Annotated in this window: 13 protein-coding genes; 6 read left to right on the top strand and 7 right to left on the bottom strand. The window is 57.8% G+C overall.

Annotation, left to right across the window (positions count from 1 at the left end; all coding sequences use genetic code 11):
- Positions 1-36: 36 nt before the first annotated feature.
- The 5 genes from ACR9ZJ_RS01445 to ACR9ZJ_RS01425 all read right to left on the bottom strand — a co-directional run bounded on the left by ACR9ZJ_RS01445 (position 37) and on the right by ACR9ZJ_RS01425 (position 5,911).
- Positions 37-1,209, bottom strand: a complete 1,173-nt coding sequence (locus ACR9ZJ_RS01445) for an MFS transporter (protein WP_481286621.1) — start codon at positions 1,207-1,209, stop codon at positions 37-39.
- 32 nt (positions 1,210-1,241) lie between these two features.
- Complete coding sequence (locus ACR9ZJ_RS01440; protein ID WP_481286620.1) at positions 1,242-2,507, bottom strand: MFS transporter; 1,266 nt, start codon at positions 2,505-2,507, stop codon at positions 1,242-1,244.
- Positions 2,508-2,529: 22 nt separating this feature from the next.
- A complete protein-coding gene (locus tag ACR9ZJ_RS01435; RefSeq protein WP_481286619.1) occupies positions 2,530-3,519 on the bottom strand; it encodes a zinc-dependent alcohol dehydrogenase family protein in 990 nt (329 codons plus the stop codon).
- A 37-nt stretch (positions 3,520-3,556) separates the two neighbouring features.
- Positions 3,557-4,669, bottom strand: coding sequence for an alkene reductase (locus tag ACR9ZJ_RS01430; RefSeq protein ID WP_481286618.1), 1,113 nt, complete (start codon positions 4,667-4,669; stop codon positions 3,557-3,559).
- A 501-nt stretch (positions 4,670-5,170) separates the two neighbouring features.
- Positions 5,171-5,911 carry a 3-oxoacyl-ACP reductase family protein gene (locus ACR9ZJ_RS01425; RefSeq protein ID WP_481286617.1) on the bottom strand — a complete coding sequence of 247 codons (741 nt, stop codon included), beginning with the start codon at positions 5,909-5,911 and terminating at the stop codon, positions 5,171-5,173.
- 226 nt (positions 5,912-6,137) lie between these two features.
- Between ACR9ZJ_RS01425 and ACR9ZJ_RS01420 the strand changes: the two genes are divergently transcribed.
- From ACR9ZJ_RS01420 to ACR9ZJ_RS01395, 6 genes are all read left to right on the top strand, one after another.
- Complete coding sequence (locus tag ACR9ZJ_RS01420) at positions 6,138-7,046, top strand: LysR family transcriptional regulator (RefSeq protein WP_481286616.1); 909 nt, start codon at positions 6,138-6,140, stop codon at positions 7,044-7,046.
- A 125-nt stretch (positions 7,047-7,171) separates the two neighbouring features.
- Positions 7,172-8,023, top strand: coding sequence for an alpha/beta fold hydrolase (locus ACR9ZJ_RS01415; protein WP_481286615.1), 852 nt, complete (start codon positions 7,172-7,174; stop codon positions 8,021-8,023).
- Between the two features lie 5 nt (positions 8,024-8,028).
- Positions 8,029-8,415 carry a DUF427 domain-containing protein gene (locus tag ACR9ZJ_RS01410; RefSeq protein WP_481286614.1) on the top strand — a complete coding sequence of 129 codons (387 nt, stop codon included), beginning with the start codon at positions 8,029-8,031 and terminating at the stop codon, positions 8,413-8,415.
- Positions 8,416-8,460: 45 nt separating this feature from the next.
- Positions 8,461-9,207, top strand: a complete 747-nt coding sequence (locus tag ACR9ZJ_RS01405) for an SDR family NAD(P)-dependent oxidoreductase (protein ID WP_481286613.1) — start codon at positions 8,461-8,463, stop codon at positions 9,205-9,207.
- 298 nt (positions 9,208-9,505) lie between these two features.
- A complete protein-coding gene (locus tag ACR9ZJ_RS01400; RefSeq protein ID WP_481286612.1) occupies positions 9,506-9,910 on the top strand; it encodes a nuclear transport factor 2 family protein in 405 nt (134 codons plus the stop codon).
- Between the two features lie 517 nt (positions 9,911-10,427).
- On the top strand, positions 10,428-11,396 hold the full coding sequence (locus ACR9ZJ_RS01395) for an alpha/beta hydrolase (protein WP_481286611.1): 969 nt from the start codon (positions 10,428-10,430) through the stop codon (positions 11,394-11,396).
- A gap of 1,062 nt (positions 11,397-12,458) precedes the next feature.
- Here the strand turns inward: ACR9ZJ_RS01395 and drt3b are convergent.
- Together drt3b and drt3a are read right to left on the bottom strand one after the other, a co-directional pair.
- Complete coding sequence (gene drt3b, locus ACR9ZJ_RS01390; protein WP_481286610.1) at positions 12,459-14,414, bottom strand: antiviral reverse transcriptase Drt3b; 1,956 nt, start codon at positions 14,412-14,414, stop codon at positions 12,459-12,461.
- Positions 14,407-15,642: an antiviral reverse transcriptase Drt3a gene (gene drt3a / locus ACR9ZJ_RS01385; protein WP_481286609.1), complete on the bottom strand. Its 1,236-nt coding sequence runs from the start codon at positions 15,640-15,642 to the stop codon at positions 14,407-14,409. The genes drt3b and drt3a overlap by 8 nt, the downstream gene beginning before the upstream one ends.
- Between the last annotated feature and the right edge of the window lie 73 nt (positions 15,643-15,715).

Below are 15,715 nucleotides of genomic sequence, written 5' to 3'. Positions count from 1 at the left end.
TTCATGGACCGATCGCCAAGGGCATCATCCGAGGAGCTAGGTGGGACACCTACTCCGTGTGTCAACCCAGCCACTGAACGATGTAAGGCCGAGAGCGACAAGTACGACTGCCGAACCGATCCACGGGGTATGCATGAGTCCCATTCGCTCAACAACAATCCCACCTAGAGACGCGCCGCCGGCGACACCAAGATTGAACGCAGCGATATTCATGCCCGCAGCGACGTTGACGGAATCAGGAGCCAATCTCTCAGCCTGACGGACCACGTACAACTGGAGCGCCGGGACGTTGCCGAATGCAACTGCACCCCACAACAGGGCGACCGCCGCGACTAGCGGCTTGAAGGGCGCTGTGACGTCTAACAGCATGAGCGCAACAACAAGTAAGCTGAAGATTACTTTCAGGGCGAATACCGGCCCGTGCGAATCGGCGAGACGCCCGCCAAAGTGATTACCGAATGCAACCGAGACGCCGTATAAGAGTAGGACGGCGCTAACAGCTGGGGGCGAGAAGCCTGAAACATTCTCCAGGATCGGCGCAAGGAAAGTGAAGGCGATAAGCGAGCCGCCGTAACCGACGATGGTGGTCAGGTACACGAGCAGGAGCCGGGGTTCCGTCAGGACCGCAAGCTGCTTCCTAAGTGACGCTGGCGTCGCATGCGGAACATCCTTGGGGACGAATAGAAGAGTACCCAAAAGAGCAATCAAGCCGAATCCCGCAACGACCAGAAAAGTCGCTCGCCAGCCCCAGTGTTCGCCGACGAGCGTGCCCAGAGGGACGCCGGTGACAAAAGCGACGGTGAGACCGCTGAACATGGTCGCTATGGCACTTGCCGCCCTTTCCTTCGGCACAACGTTCGTGGCGATGACGGAGCCGATCGAGAAGAAGACCCCGTGGGCGAGCCCGCTCAGCACCCGCGCGGTGATCAAGGTGCCATAACCAGGGGCGAGCCAGGCAAGGACGTTGGCGGCTGTGAACAACGCCATCAGTGCCGCTAACAGGGGCTTCCGCGGAACCCGCCCGGTTGCGGCCGTGAGGACCGGCGCGCCGAACGCTACGCCCAACGCATAGAAGCTGACGAGCAGGCCCGCAGAGGGGATACTCACGGCGAGGTCGCTCGAGATCACGGGGATGAGACCGACGATCACGAACTCGGTGGTGCCGATGGCAAAGGCGCCAATGGTTAAGGCAAGTAAGGCGAGAGGCATGACGGTGTCGCTAATGGATGTGGGGAATTTGCTCAGCTAGCCGCGCGGCTACCAGGCCGGAACGCAGTAGCGCACGAACGCCAGGCGGCGTAGAGGCCAATGAGGAGCAGCGCCAGAAGCACCCACGCCATCGCGCCGACGCCAGTGGTGTCGAGCAAGATGCCGCCGACCAGGCCGCCGCCCGCGATCGCCGCGTTCCACACCGTCACGATCATAGACTGTGCGGTATCCGCACCATCGCCGGCGGCATCCGCGGAGGCGGTCTGAAGCAGCGTGGCCGCTCCGCCGAACGTGAGTCCCCACAGCGCGACCGAGAGGAACACAACAACCGGGAGCTGCCCTTCAACGGCGAGGCCGGCAGAAGCGAGCGCGAAGATCGCGAGGCTGGACAACACAAGCGTGCGCAACCAACGATCGATGAACACACCGGTTATCCAGATGCCCGCGATCGCGAACACACCGAAGTCCAGGAGGACGAGGTCGACCTGCCGACCGAGCCCCGCCTTATCGAGGAACGGCGCGATGTACGTGTAGAGGATGTTGTGGGCCAGCATCCAGGCGAGGCTGACGAAGAGCACGGGCCGCACACCCGGCGTCAGGAACACACCCATCAGACGAGGGCCTTCGCCAGCCTGTTGACCGGGAAGCCTAGGTGCCTTCCAGAGCACCCATGCGATGAGCGCCACGGTAAGCGCCGACATGGTCCCGAACGCGGACCGCCAGCCGACAAAATTCCCTAGCCAGGTTCCGACCGGCACGCCGAAGGCGAGCGCGATCGGCGTGCCGACCAGGGCGATCGCCATCGCGCGACCCTGCAGGTGCGAGGGCACCATGCGCCGCGCATACCCGGGGACCAAGCCCCACGTAAGTCCCGCCGCGACCCCCGCCATGAATCGGGCAAACAGGGTCAGGCCGTACCACGGCGAAACGGCCGTGACGGTGTTGAATGCGAAGAAGCCGATGCTGGCGAGCAGGAGCACCGCGCGCCGCGGCCATGTGCGCGTCGCGGCAGTCAACGGGATCGCCGCAGCCACCGAGCCGAGGGCATAAAGGGTAACCAGCTGTCCGGCCCAGGATTCGGGTACGTCGAGATCGCCGCTGATCTGCGGCAAAAGGCCGGCCGGCAGCGTCTCGGTGACGATGGCGACGAAGCCGGTGACGGCAAGGGCGAGTAGCCCGCCAAGAGGCAGGGCACTTCCGGATGCCTTCGAGGTCTCGGAAGGAGAAGCATGTTCTGTTTCGGGGACGTTACTAGACACTGACGTGGCCTTCGTTGGTTGGAAGAGGGCGCCTACCATGGGCGCCCTCCTGCGTAGCGGATCAAACGGTGACAACGACCTTTCCGAACTGGCCGTTGCCCTCGATGTAACGGTGAGCCTCGCGGATGTCGTCGAAGGTAAAGACCTTATCGACAACCGGCTCCAAGGCGCCGCTTTCAAAGCCGGCGATGACATAATCGATCGCCGCCTTCCGACGCGCGTCGTCGCCGCTAGTGCCCCAGATATTGTGAGCCTTGACGACAGTCAGCTTGGCGATCATGTCCAGGACCGGTAGCGTCGTCGGTTCGTCACTCAGGGCGCCATAAATGAAGCCGATGCCCTGAAACTTGAGTAGCTTCACGAGCTTCTCGAAGTTCGGTCCACCCACCGGGTCGAACACGACGCGCACACCGTCGCCCCCGGTAATACGTAGAATCTCCTTCTCGAAATCCTGCTCGTCAGTGACGATCACATGCGTTGCGCCCGCGTCGATCAGCTTTTTCTTCTTATCGGCGGTCCGCGTCAGGGCGATCGTCGTCGCGCCGGCGTAGTTGGCGACCTGAATAGCTGCGATGCCGACGCTGCTGGAGGATGCAGGAATGACGACGACGTCGTCCCTGCCGATCTTGGCGTCTTCAATGAACGCGCCGTAGGCAGTGACGAACATCATCCAGATCGACGCACCCTCGATGAAGCTGAGGTTCCTCGGCTGCTTAACGACAGCAAATGACGGCGCGAGAATGACTTCGCCATAGGTGTGATAGTCGTTCTGCGAGAAGGAAGGGATGGTGTTGACCTCATCGCCTTCCTTGATGCCGACCACCTCGCTGCCTACTGCGTCGACGATACCCGCGGCTTCGTAGCCGAGGCCGGCCGGGAAAATGACCGGCTCGATGTACTTGTCGTTGCGCCACATGGATTCGGCACGATTGAGACCTATGGCTTTGACGCGAATGCGGACTTCGTTCGGGCCCGGTGCCGGAACCGCTTCATCGACGAACTCAAGAACATCGGCGTCGCCGGCTTTTGCAAATTGCACGAAACGTGACATGACGATCTCCAATTAAAAGAGTGATGCGATGGGCAGATTAGGCTGCGGCGGTTTCGGATGACGGCTCGAGCGCAGGGAAGTCGGAATACCCTTTCTCGTTACCGCCCCAGAAATGCTCACGAACATACTGAGCGAGCGGAAGGTGGTTCTTGAGGCGATACGGCAGATCGGGGTTCGATGTGAAGTGCCGTCCAAATGCCACGAGATCGGCATCGCCGGCGTCAACGATCGCCTCCGCGCTCTGCCGGTCGAAGCCGCCGGCCGCGATGATCGGGCCCGAGAAATGCGGACGAAGATAATGCACTGCGACCGGATCCTGGCCCTCGTGCAGCGTGTCGTCGCCTTTGATGCGCGGCTCGATCACATGGAGATAGGCAATCTTGTAGCCATCCAGGAGCTTGGCCACGTAGCTGAACGTCGCTTCCGGATTGCTGTCGGAGATACCGCCCCACTGACCCGACGGGGAGATGCGCACACCAACGCGATCGGCACCCCAGACGGAGATAAGGGCTTCAACGGCTTCACGCAGGAAGCGGGTGCGATTCTCGATCGAGCCGCCATAAGCATCGGTGCGATGGTTGGTGCCGTCCTGGATGAACTGGTCGACCAGGTAGCCGTTTGCGCCGTGGAGCTCGACGCCGTCGAAACCAGCATCGAGCGCTCGCTTGGCAGCAACGCGGAACTCTTCGATGATGCCCGGGATTTCCTCGATGTCGAGCGCGCGGTGCGGAGAGGCCGGGACGAAGCCGTCCTTGGTCAAGGCGACGCCTTCGAACGGAACGACCGAGGGGGCAACGGGGTCGACCCCACCGGTCATTTCCACATGGCTCTGGCGACCGCCATGGATCAGCTGCATGAAGGCAACGCCACCTTTGGCATGCACGGCATCGGCGACCGCTTTCCAGCCTTCCGTCTGACCGTCATGGTAGAAGCTTGCAGCGCCCAGGTACGACCTTGCGGTGATCGAAATGCTGGTGCCTTCGATAATTTCCAGGCCGCCATGCGAAGCGCGCTGGCCGTAGAAGTCCGCCATCATCGGGCTGGGGATGTCGCCGGGCTGAATCGTGCGAAGACGCGTCATGGGTGCCAGCGCGACACGGTGAGACAGCGCGTAGCGACCGACCTTCGTTGAGGAGTAGAGCTTGGACATGGAAGAACTCCGGATCGTTTTGATGGTGCGCAAGCTACGCCGGTGCGCGATTCAACGGAAAGACTTTGTAGGTCGCGCGGCATGCCTTCGAGGCATACCAAGCCGGTACAGGCCGCTGAATGGCATTACCCGTCGGATTCGATGCGCGAAAAGTAGGAAGGGGCAACAGCACTTTGCCCGCGGGGTGCGAAACAACGGTGCCGACGCAGCGATCGTCATCTGTTTAGCGCACCGTTCAACCGGTCATCGACACTCGAATGCTCCTGCGCAGTTCAACTTCCAGAAGGTGTGGTGACTGGCGGTGGGACGAGCACGGGCGACATACGAGGGTCCCACGCGCTTCCTAGGTGCCTCCACAGTGCGCTTGGTTGACACGGTTCAACCCTGGCTATGCAGAACGTCGTCGCGTGTACCGCAAGCGCGCGGGAAGCCTCTTTTCACCCACGAGAAAAGCCGCGCGATCTCTCGCGCGGCTCTTGACTGATTGCTCAGCGCAGGGTCTTAGGCGTTGGTACCGCCGTCGACGGTGAGGCTGGTACCGGTGATGTAGCTGGCTTCCGGCCCGGCCACGAACGCGACCATCGCGGCGATGTCTTCGACGTGACCGTAACGCTTCAGCGCGGTGTTAGCGATCTGCGGCTCTGCCCAGACGTCATCGGCGGGATTGAGATCAGTATCAATGGGACCCGGCTGAACGTTATTCACCGTGATGCCGCGGGGACCAAGCTCGCGAGACAGGCCCTGAGTGAACATCTTGACCGCTCCCTTGGTAGCCGAATAGGCAACGAGGCCAGGGGTCGCCATCCGCTCGCCTACACATGAGCCGATCGAGATGATTCGACCGCCATCCGGCAGATGCTTCAACGCTGCCTGGGTAGCGATGAAGACGCCCCGGAGGTTGATGTCGATGACACGGTCCATCTCCTCCAGGGTGCCTTCAACGAAGGGCTTCGGAATCGCCGTGCCTGCGTTGTTGACGAGGATATCGAGACCACCAAACGTCGATACCGTCTTCTCGACGGCAGCGGCGACGGCGGCGGCGTCGGCGGCATCCGCCTGGAGCGCGATGGCCTTACCGCCTGCGCTTTCGATTTCCTTGACGACTGCGGCGGCAGCGTCTGCGCCCTTGGTGTACGTGATAGCGACATTTGCACCGTCGGCAGCCAGGCGCTTGGCGATGGCGGCGCCGATACCTCGAGACGCGCCCGTTACAAGGGCGACTTTGTTGGTCAGGTTTGACATGGCAATTTCCTTCAGTTTAGGGTTTTTTCTTACAACGCAGGACTGCCGGGTGTATTCCTAAAAGATATGGGCACGCCGTACACTTTGCTTGCCGGATCAGAGCCTGCATTTCGAATTCTTGCTAAGGGACGCGCCGTCCAGCGCGTTGTGCAAATCTACGCCTCCAGATTTGAGCCGCATAAGACTTTGTATGTAGGCCAGCCATACTTCGAGGGCATGAAGCGCCATGGAACTACGTCACCTCCGTTACTTCGTGGCCGTTGCCGAGGAAGGGAGCCTCACCGTGGCCGCCGAGAAGCGGCTGCACACGGCGCAGCCGTCCTTGAGCCGGCAGCTCCGTGATCTGGAGTACGAGGTGGGCACAGCACTTTTTGTGCGCAGTGCGCGAGGCGTCGAACTCACGCCTGCTGGCCGCGCCTTTCTCGACCACGCGCGCTTGGCCCTTGGACAGGCGGCGGAGGCGATCCAGGCAGCGAGGCGGGCGGCGCGTCCGCCACGGGAGACCTTCTCGGTAGGATTTCTCACCGGTCAGGAGGTCGACTGGCTCCCACACGTCACGAGGGTCCTGCGGGCTTATTTGCCAACGATCGAATTCAAGGTAATGAGTCTCTACTCCCCAGACGTAGGAGACGCACTCCAGAGCGGTGAGATTGATCTGGGCTTCTTGCGGATGGAGCCGCGGCCCGACGTTTCCTATCGGCTGATTGCCAAGGAGCCACTGGTTGCCGTTCTGCCGAGCAACCACCGTCTTGCCGCCCAGGCGAAAGTGAGCGCAAGCGACCTCGAAGGCGAGATATTCATCGGGTTTTCCGACATTCCGCATGTGCTGCGCGACGTGGTGGACAGCTATCTCAAGCAAAGCGGCGTCGAACTGGTGGCGAGTCATCACATCGATAACTTCGCCATGGGGATGTCTCTTGTAGCTTCTACAGGGGGAGTCGCCCTCTTGCCCACCTACGTCGAGCCACTGCTTCCTTGGTCGGTAATAAGCAAACCTCTTGCAGGCACGCCGCCCACTATCGACCTCTTGGTTGGGTACCGGGAGGACAATCCTTCGCCCACGTTGAAAGCCTTCCTCTCGTGTATCGACCAAGTGATCGAGGCCGGACCTGCGGGCCAGCGAGCGAAGGCTTAAGCACCCGATAAGCAGGGCGCAACTGTCATGCTCCAAAGGTATTGGGTCCGTACAAACAAAGTCTTTCCCCGTGACGCCTCGGCGGTCCTATTCTTCTTCCCCTCTCATCCGATGAAGAAGCGGCCATGTCGAAGCAAACGCACGTCACCGCCCCCACGCGGTTTGTCGAAACGCAAGGGGTGCGATTTGCCTACCGGCAGTTCGGAAAGCCTGGCACGGTGCCGCTCGTCCTTAATATGCACTTCACCGGCACCATGGATCATTGGGACCCACGGGTAACAGACGGTCTTGCTCGCAGCCGCGAGATTATTCTCTTCGATAACGTTGGTATCTCCTCTACCTCCGGAGATGTGCCAGAGTCGATCGAAGAAATGGCCCGCGACGCGCTTCGCTTCATCCGCGCTCTCGATCTGGAAACGGTAGATGTACTGGGATTTTCCTTGGGGGGGCTCGTCGCTCAGGAGATGGCCCTGCAAGCACCCGGGATGGTCCGTCGCCTCGTTTTGGTGGGTACTGGACCACGCGGCGGCGAGGGTATGGCGACCTTGACGCCGGAGGCAGTCGAGATCTTCGGCGCCACGTACGCAAACCCGGACGACGTATGGCTGCGAGTATTCTTCACGCCCACTGAAAAAAGCCAGGCGGCAGGTCGTGAGTTTCTTGAACGCTTCCGTTTGCGGTCTCAAGGACGGGACCCGGAAGTGAGCGAGAAGGTCGCGCCGGCCCAGATCGCTGCCCTCGCGAAGTGGGGCGCACCCGCTGAGAGCTCCCACGACTATCTTGCATCGATCCGTCAGCCGACACTGATTGTCAACGGGAGCACCGACGTCATTATTTATTCCATCAACTCTTGGATATTGCAGCAACTAATGCCGAACGCCCAACTGATCATCTATCCGGACGCCGGCCACGGGTCGCAATACCAATATTCAGAGTTGTTCGTGAGCCACGTTACCACTTTCCTCGACGCGGAATAAATCCGATGACTATCGAGCGCATCAAAAAGATCCCAGGTCTCGAGCATCCGATAACCATCGAGCCGGAGGCACGAATGGTGACGGTCGTGGCCGGAGGCAGGACGATCGCGCAGTCGAAGCGGGCCCTTCTTCTTCTCGAAGCGGACTACCCGCCGGTCTATTACATCCCGCGCGAAGACGTCGACATGACGCACTGGATACGGTCCGATTTTCAGACCTATTGCCCGTATAAAGGCGACTGCCACTACTACACCCTCCCCACCGACGAGAGCGTTTCGCTAAACGCCGTGTGGACTTACGAAGCGCCCTTTATGGCGGTCGCAGCGATCCGCAATCACCTTGCATTCTATCTCGACCGTGTCGACAGCATCGCGCTTGGTAATACACCTTAATTTCCTGCTGCCGCTGCCAGGCATCGCCTCGAAGGTATCATTTGTATGAGTTCGCTTTCTGGAAAAACCGCTTTGGTCACCGGTGGCTCACGTGGAATCGGTCGAGCCATCGCTCTACGCCTCGCGGAAGCCGGGGCCCAGGTCCTCGTCCACTACAGCAGCTCCCCGAAAGAGGCCAACGATGTCGTGGACAGGATAGTCAAGGCGGGCGGACGCGCTAGCGCCGTGGGCGCTGACCTCGGCACTCCTGACGGGCCGCATAAGCTTGCCGCTGCCGTGCGCAATGTGGTAGGTGACCGCCTGGACGTGCTGGTGAACAATGCAGGCATATCGATTGCGGCGACGATCGCTGAACAGACCGTCAAAGATTTTGATCGGATGTTCGCTGTCAATGTTCGCGGTGCGTACTTCCTCGTCCAACAGCTCCTTCCCATTCTCTGCCAGGGAAGTGCCGTGATCTTCACCTCCTCGCTGGCAGCAACCTCGGCCGTGGGTAACATCTCCGCCTACTCATCCACGAAGGGCGCAGTGGAGACCTTAGTAAAGCACTTCGCAGCGTCGCTTGGGGCCAAGGGCATTCGGGTGAATGCCATCGCGCCGGGGATAGTCGAGACAGACATGTCGAAGTTCACCAAAACAGAGGAAGGACGTCAGGTGGCGCTAGGCATCCAAGTGCTTAAGCGCATTGCTCAACCTGATGACATCGCGGGCGTCGCTCTGTTCTTGGCTTCACCCGACGCCGCATGGATCTCCGGGGCAAGCATCGCGGTCGATGGTGGTTCCAAACTCTAGAAGGCGCTGACCCGCTGCCAGCGTCAAGTACTGTTCCGTGGTAAGGCAACGACAGCCGAAATTGAACTGCCCTCGGCTGGAAATATAGCACCCGTACTTGATGCGTCATGCGTGCTGGTGCAAGTCTGGCAAGCTCGTTATTGGGTGTGCGCAAACCGGATCCTGAGTGTCGACGAAGAGCTGGTCGGTCTAACCCGCGCCTCAGTCAACAATTGACAATATGAGAGCCGACTTTCCAATTTTCGCAACGCGCGACCTGTGCAATATGGGGAAGTTCAAGCTAATGCCGGAATCCACAATGTCCAACATCGCAGAGACAAACAAGCAACTTGTGCTCGAAGCGTTCGACACACTGTTCAATAAGCGTGACTACGAGGCCGCGGCTCGCTTCTGGTCACCTGACTATATCCAGCACAGCGCCCACATCGCGCCGGGTCGTGATGGATTGTTCAACCTTATCCGCAGCATTCCCGACACTCTTCGTTACGAGTCCGGTACGATCCTCGCCGATGAGGAGTACGTCATGGTTCACAGCCGGTTCTCCGGCAATGGCAGACCCCGGGCGTGGATAGGCGTAGATATTGTCCGTATTGAAAACGGGTTGCTTGCCGAGCACTGGGATGTGCTTCAGGACGAGGCCACAGAGACCGAGTCTCAGAGCAAAAGGCCGATGTTCGGCATGCGGTTCTCGCCGGAGACTTAGCCATCCGCACGCGGTGCGGTAAACGAAATGGGTTCCTCGGAGGTAAGGCGGACCGGAATCTTCTCACCGACTACCACAGGCGCACGCACTCGATAGCATAACGGGATGCCCACGAAGAGCGAGGGCGATGTTTGAATCGGGAGCGATGGGTCGGACTTCGACCATTGCCGCTCCTTCCATGTCCCCGCTGGGGTCGCATTGGTGAGGCATGACCGCATCGAAGCGGCTGCTGATCATCTCTGTTATCAGGATCAACTCGGCCCCGTCGTTGCGCAGCGCTTCAGGACCTTTGGCCGGTAGCGCCGCGGAAAATAACCGACTTCATTCATCAGCGAGATGTACGCGCCCCGCCTTCGTTGCGTGGATGCAATCACGAGCACCGTCATCACGCATAACGGCATAGCCTGCCGAAACCTTCTCAAGTTTTCCTGGCCCCGCTCACAAACCGCCTTCTAGGTTGAAACATCCAAGAAAACCCGAACGGCTCGGCGCAGCGTTATTCCACGTTGGAGAAGCCATGATCGTTACAACTTGTCGCCTATTTGCGTGTTTCCTGGCATTCATGAGTTGCGCTCCGTCAGTTCTAGCGGCTGACGGCATAACCGCCGTGGTTGCGAGCTCTCGGGACCCCCGCCAAATTGAGATAACGTCTGCGTCAAGCGGCGAGCATTACATAGTGCGCGTCTTCGTACCCCGGCAAGCACCGCCGCCATCGGGTTTTCCGGTTCTCTACGTACTCGACGGAAACGTGCTCTTCAATACCTTTGCGGATGCGATGCGTAACCGCTCCCAGGCCGGAGAAATTGAACCTGCGGTGGTCGTCGGCGTGTCGTCCGAAGACGGGCCGAAGGGCGGCGACCGCACGTTTGACTTCACCTGGACCGACCTGACAACGCAGGAGAAAGAAGTGATCAAGGACCTCGGCGACAATCCGCGCTGGGGTGGGGCTGAAAACTTCTTTCGAACGCTCCAGTTCGACGTCAAGCCGAGGGTTGCGGCGATGGCGAAAGTTGATCCGAGCAGGGAGGCGCTATTAGGTTGGTCCCTCGGAGGATTGTTCACTATCCATACCATGTTCGAACATCCTCACGCGTTCTCCAGTTTCATCGCTCTCAGTCCTTCCTTGTGGCGCAGTAATCGTGCCATTTTTGGCGACATTGCAACGTTCGAGACCAAGATCCAAGAGCAGCCTCACAATCTTCGCGCTTTCCTAGGGGTAGGTGAGAACGAGGAACGGGTCCCACCAGGAATGCACATTGGTGGAATGACGCATGAGGAGCTCGTTAACGAGATGCGCTATTGCAAGATGGTGAGCAATTTCCGGGACTTTGTCGGGCGGCTGAGTCCTGTTTTCACGGCCCGAAACCTCCAATGGAGGAGTCGGGTGTTCGAAGGCGATTCGCACAATTCCGTGCCTTGGTCTTCCGTGAACACAGTTCTCGACTATGTTTTCCCGATTCCCCAAGCGAGCGTTCCCGCTCACTGAGGTTAAGCAGCCGGGCCAGTGCCGTGCGAAATGCGCCAGTGATAGATCGACAGTGACGGCGGTGGAAAAACGACGCGGGGACGGGGGTGCTTTCGGCCCTGCCTCGGATCCCCGCATCGAGACGGTGAGGTAAGCTAAATATGCGCTCGGAAAGGGTCGCCCTTGCGCATCAGTGTAGCCTCCCTGTCGCGGCAGAGCATCGCGTCTCATGGGCCGCGCGCCATGCCCCGCTCTCCCCGGCGTCGTCGGTTGTGCCGCCGTCGGTTTCGTTTCTGGCGGGCGCCCAGGCTGGTATCTGGACTTGATCCGAGCGCCGTAGAACCCCGCCTCGCATCTGGTGGCGGTGGTCACCAGGCTCGCCCTTTATTCGAACGTTCGGGGAGAAGCATCATCGTGAGGTGTCCGCGCCGGACAGCTTATGACGATATGACTGCGGCCAAACATATCGGATGTCCGCCATAGTTTGGCCGTCTTGGCCAAACTATGTGAGATCGCGCACCTTTCAGTCGCGCCATGACAGCAATTGCTGAAATTTCACCGTAAGCTGTCCGACCCGGACAACTTATGCTTGCGTGACCAACTCATGCGCGATCTCACATAGTTTGGCCGCGACTGTCTCGCATAGTTTGGCCGGTTAAGGCAAATGCAGCAGCAAGGCCGTGATTACGCTCGCCATGCAGAAGCAGCAATAGGTGACTTCATTACCAAGAATTCGCCGTGGATTCTCTAAAATAACGATCATCCACTCGATTGGCGGCGCACTTAACTTCGCCAAATTTTGTGAATTGGCGATCACTCGGTGACGAACAACCGGCGCCAGATATTATCGCGACTTCATACTCAAGAGAGCAGACATTATGCCGACGACCCATGCGTCATTGATCTACCAGGCACAAAAAAAGAGACAACCTCACCCTGCAGAGTGTGTGCGACGTTAATCGCTCGCAGCCCAAGTATTATTGCGCGACACAACGTGTCTGCTACCGTCCTCAAGCCACGTATGACGTCTCCGCAAGTAGGCAAGACGTATAGGGGTATTGGTTGTCTCAAGGTTAGGCTAACTTAAGCATAGACTTGCTTCAACCTCTTCTTTGAAAGGCTTCGGAGAAGATCCTCTTCCAGCCAGTCAACGAACCAGGGCTCTTTTGGGGCAGCAGCAAGGTAGGCCAGGATCTCCGCTCGGGGCGGTGGCTGAACTGCCTTTAGCTTGTACAGGCGTCCAAGCCATTTCGCACGCCTCCGTATAGGAATAAACGGGCAGCTCAGCGCATCCAAGAAGAGATGTGCCGTCTGGGCATCGTGCAGAACGCCTTTGAGATCACGTAGCCGCTCGTCGATGGCAATGATAGCCTCAAGCTTCAGGTCCTCGTACGGGGCCGCATCCTTGCAGTAATACAGCATTGAAATCAGCTGAAAGTAGTCCAGCTTATCCTTCTCGACAAAGATCGAGCGGAGTTTTTGAGAAGGCAGTACAAAATCGAACCCGTTGGAGCATGTTGAAAGGGCAATGTTGATGGCTTCGAGAAATACAAAGTCGCTCACCGTCGTTCGAAGCTTGGCCCAATCACCTTCGAAGAGTCGCAGACATCGTTCGTGTATCAACTGGCGCACGGATGCCAAGTCTGGCGCGAGCTGCCTCGCAGCGAACCTAGAAAGAAGCACAATGCCTTCGCACAAATGATACGAGGCACTTACGGCGGGAGCGACCGTATAGAAGAAGAATGATGCGTCGAGAAGTGCCACCACTCCGCGAAAATACTCGTCCCTTAGTGGTCGAACTGTGCTGCTCTTTGCTTTGACAAGCTTCTTGGTACGTTGGAGAAGGGCCGATACCACGTACGGCGTGACTTCGTCGTAGGTCACCTCGTTCTGAGTGCATGTTGATTTAACGGCGTCGACAAAGCTGCGAAGATGCCTATCTTGCCGGTGAATCTTCTTCGGGATAAGAAGCTCACGATCATCAGACTCGACGAGGAAACCATCCACAAAGGCATTGATACATAGGTTAACGTCTCGAATGACCTTGGATTTCTTTGTAAAAAAGGGCCTAGCCAGCGTACTTATCTTCGATGGGTTGGAATGTAGATTGAAGTTCGCAAGATTCTCAACAAATTTGTCGTGAACAATCCTTGCGGACTCGTCGTCCCTTGCGAATATGAAAATGTCATCAACATATCGAACGACCTCATAGTCCACCCCACTCTTCAGCCCCGGACTCAGATGCGCATCAACAGCGCAATCAATGTCTTGAAAAATGACCTCAGCGAATATACGGCTTGCTTCCGGCCCTATAGGAATGCCGTTCGTTTCGTTATTGTTGGCACTCCTCACTACTAAGTCGAAGTCATCACCGAAAGATTTTGTATCGTTGATTGACTTTGAGAACTCCTTGCCTCGCGTCGCCCAGGAGATGGAGTGTGTGTAGATGCTGTCGAAACACTTTGCGACATCCATTTTCCACAAGACGCCAAATCGCGCCTCGAGATCAACGAGCCGCTTGGAATTGAAGAATCGATAGAGCCTATCGTAGCCGCGGTAACCGAAATAGGTGTACTCAGGGCTATCGACTGGGTCCGCAGATGATTCAGATGACAGCTTGTTCGCCTGACTTTGGATAGCCGTGCCAGGGAGATATACGACATTTGCAACGCGCTCAGGCGCTCTAACCGAGAACGCACTACGCGTGCAGAAATGACAGATATGCCCTTGATACTCGTCGTAGAATTGCGCAAGCTCCCATTGAGCATGGGGATGCAAAAGAGAAAGCCGCCTGAACTCTAGCGATGACTTCCGTATCCTATACTTATAGGGTCTCGTGTACTTTGGTTTCTCACGCGGCTCTCGGACCACTGTATCGAAAACGAATGCTTTTATGCTGGAATCAGATTTCTCCCGCACACAGTGCCAGTAGAACCCATCGTTACTAAAGATGGCGGGAGTTTCGGCCGGAAATGTTTCGGTGGCCACGGCTCGCTCGAACCGTCCGCGCTTCGCCTGTCCCGCAATCTTCTTAGACATATTTCCAGCAGCTCTGAATTGTAGAAATCGCTTTTGGTGAAAAATGCCGAAGGGCTCGTGTGGTAAAACCCTTGAGGAACGAGTTCTTCAACAACTCCCGCTTTTTTGCCTTACTTAACTTGGCGGCCGCAGGGGCAAAAATCTTTCCCTTACCAGACAACACAGCTTTTCGCAGGAATGCGTCTAAGTCGCGTAGGGCTGCGCTAGATTCATGGTTGACTAGAGGATAGTTAAAATGAATGCCGGCGAGGCGCGAAAACTTCCCGTTTTTATCAACGACCCTGTAGTTACTCGTAAGGAAGCGAATCCGGCTAGTCAGTAAGCCATAGTCACTATTCGAGACGAAATCTTCGAAGGCCTTCACTATCCTAGTTTTCATTTTCCGACACTTCGACTCGGCGATATCCACTTCGGTACGTCGCCGCATATTCTTTCCGGGTTGATTGAAGACCTTAACGTGGTATCCGAGATATTCGAAGCTCAGAACGTGATTTGTGTTCGACCCAGCCTTGGCGACACTTGAGAACTTACTTTTGGACGGATTGAGCTTTAGCCCACTGGGTAGCTGGGATCTCACGAACCGGTAAGTTTGCTTTTCCTGCAGCTCATGCGTACCAATAAATAGCATGTCATCTGCATATCTTCCGTAATAGAAGAACCTTTTGTTGCTCCGCATCGTTCTATCGAAGTCAGCAAGGCAGAGCTCGGACAGCGTGGCGCTTGTCGCAAGGCCACGCGGCAAACCTTCGCCACCCTGAAGAACGTGCCAATTGTTGATGCTTTTTAGGAAACGGAGCGTTGCCGCCCCCACTTTCAGATTTGATTCCAGCCCCGTGAAGATCTGCTCGCTTATCACCGACTCATAGAAGCTCTTGATATCGAGGCGAAGGAGCGTATATGCATTGGAATCGCGAGCGGCCTCGCATATTGCTCGCACCAGCTCTGTTCGATTTCCTCCACGTACCATGGTTGCGTAGCGCAGATTGGCGTTGAGCTTGCGAACAGTCAGCTCTAGGGGGATATTTGCAACGAAGTTCACCCTTTTTCCGCGCACGACGGCCGACTTAATTGCTCCGTCTAGCGCCGTAGGGCGTCGGCGCGCCAAGCGGCACGCCAAACGCAGAATCGCCATCCTAGTCCGCTCGTTCCGAAGCGGGGGGTATCTGACGAAGTCGGAGCGCCTAAGAACCGCGCCAAGAGTTCTCTGTGTGATTGCAGAATCGTACATACGCCCCCTTATTGCTTTCCCTGTACCTGCTTGTGTCAGAAATCAAGCGCACCGCCTAATACGGGCATTCGTA

The organism is Luteibacter sp. KNZ12-1A (assembly GCF_056755675.1).
The sequence above is the reverse complement of the archived record's forward strand: the minus strand, read 5'-3'. Positions and strand labels throughout refer to the sequence as shown.

Bases quoted from the DNA above. Each gene is read 5' to 3' on its own strand.
- ACR9ZJ_RS01445 (WP_481286621.1), bottom strand. From the start codon at position 1,209: ATGCCTCTCGCCTTACTTGCCTTAACCATTGGCGCCTTTGCCATCGGC.
- ACR9ZJ_RS01440 (WP_481286620.1), bottom strand. From the start codon at position 2,507: ATGGTAGGCGCCCTCTTCCAACCAACGAAGGCCACGTCAGTGTCTAGT.
- ACR9ZJ_RS01435 (WP_481286619.1), bottom strand. From the start codon at position 3,519: ATGTCACGTTTCGTGCAATTTGCAAAAGCCGGCGACGCCGATGTTCTT.
- ACR9ZJ_RS01430 (WP_481286618.1), bottom strand. From the start codon at position 4,669: ATGTCCAAGCTCTACTCCTCAACGAAGGTCGGTCGCTACGCGCTGTCT.
- ACR9ZJ_RS01425 (WP_481286617.1), bottom strand. From the start codon at position 5,911: ATGTCAAACCTGACCAACAAAGTCGCCCTTGTAACGGGCGCGTCTCGA.
- ACR9ZJ_RS01420 (WP_481286616.1), top strand. From the start codon at position 6,138: ATGGAACTACGTCACCTCCGTTACTTCGTGGCCGTTGCCGAGGAAGGG.
- ACR9ZJ_RS01415 (WP_481286615.1), top strand. From the start codon at position 7,172: ATGTCGAAGCAAACGCACGTCACCGCCCCCACGCGGTTTGTCGAAACG.
- ACR9ZJ_RS01410 (WP_481286614.1), top strand. From the start codon at position 8,029: ATGACTATCGAGCGCATCAAAAAGATCCCAGGTCTCGAGCATCCGATA.
- ACR9ZJ_RS01405 (WP_481286613.1), top strand. From the start codon at position 8,461: ATGAGTTCGCTTTCTGGAAAAACCGCTTTGGTCACCGGTGGCTCACGT.
- ACR9ZJ_RS01400 (WP_481286612.1), top strand. From the start codon at position 9,506: ATGTCCAACATCGCAGAGACAAACAAGCAACTTGTGCTCGAAGCGTTC.
- ACR9ZJ_RS01395 (WP_481286611.1), top strand. From the start codon at position 10,428: ATGATCGTTACAACTTGTCGCCTATTTGCGTGTTTCCTGGCATTCATG.
- drt3b (WP_481286610.1), bottom strand. From the start codon at position 14,414: ATGTCTAAGAAGATTGCGGGACAGGCGAAGCGCGGACGGTTCGAGCGA.
- drt3a (WP_481286609.1), bottom strand. From the start codon at position 15,642: ATGTACGATTCTGCAATCACACAGAGAACTCTTGGCGCGGTTCTTAGG.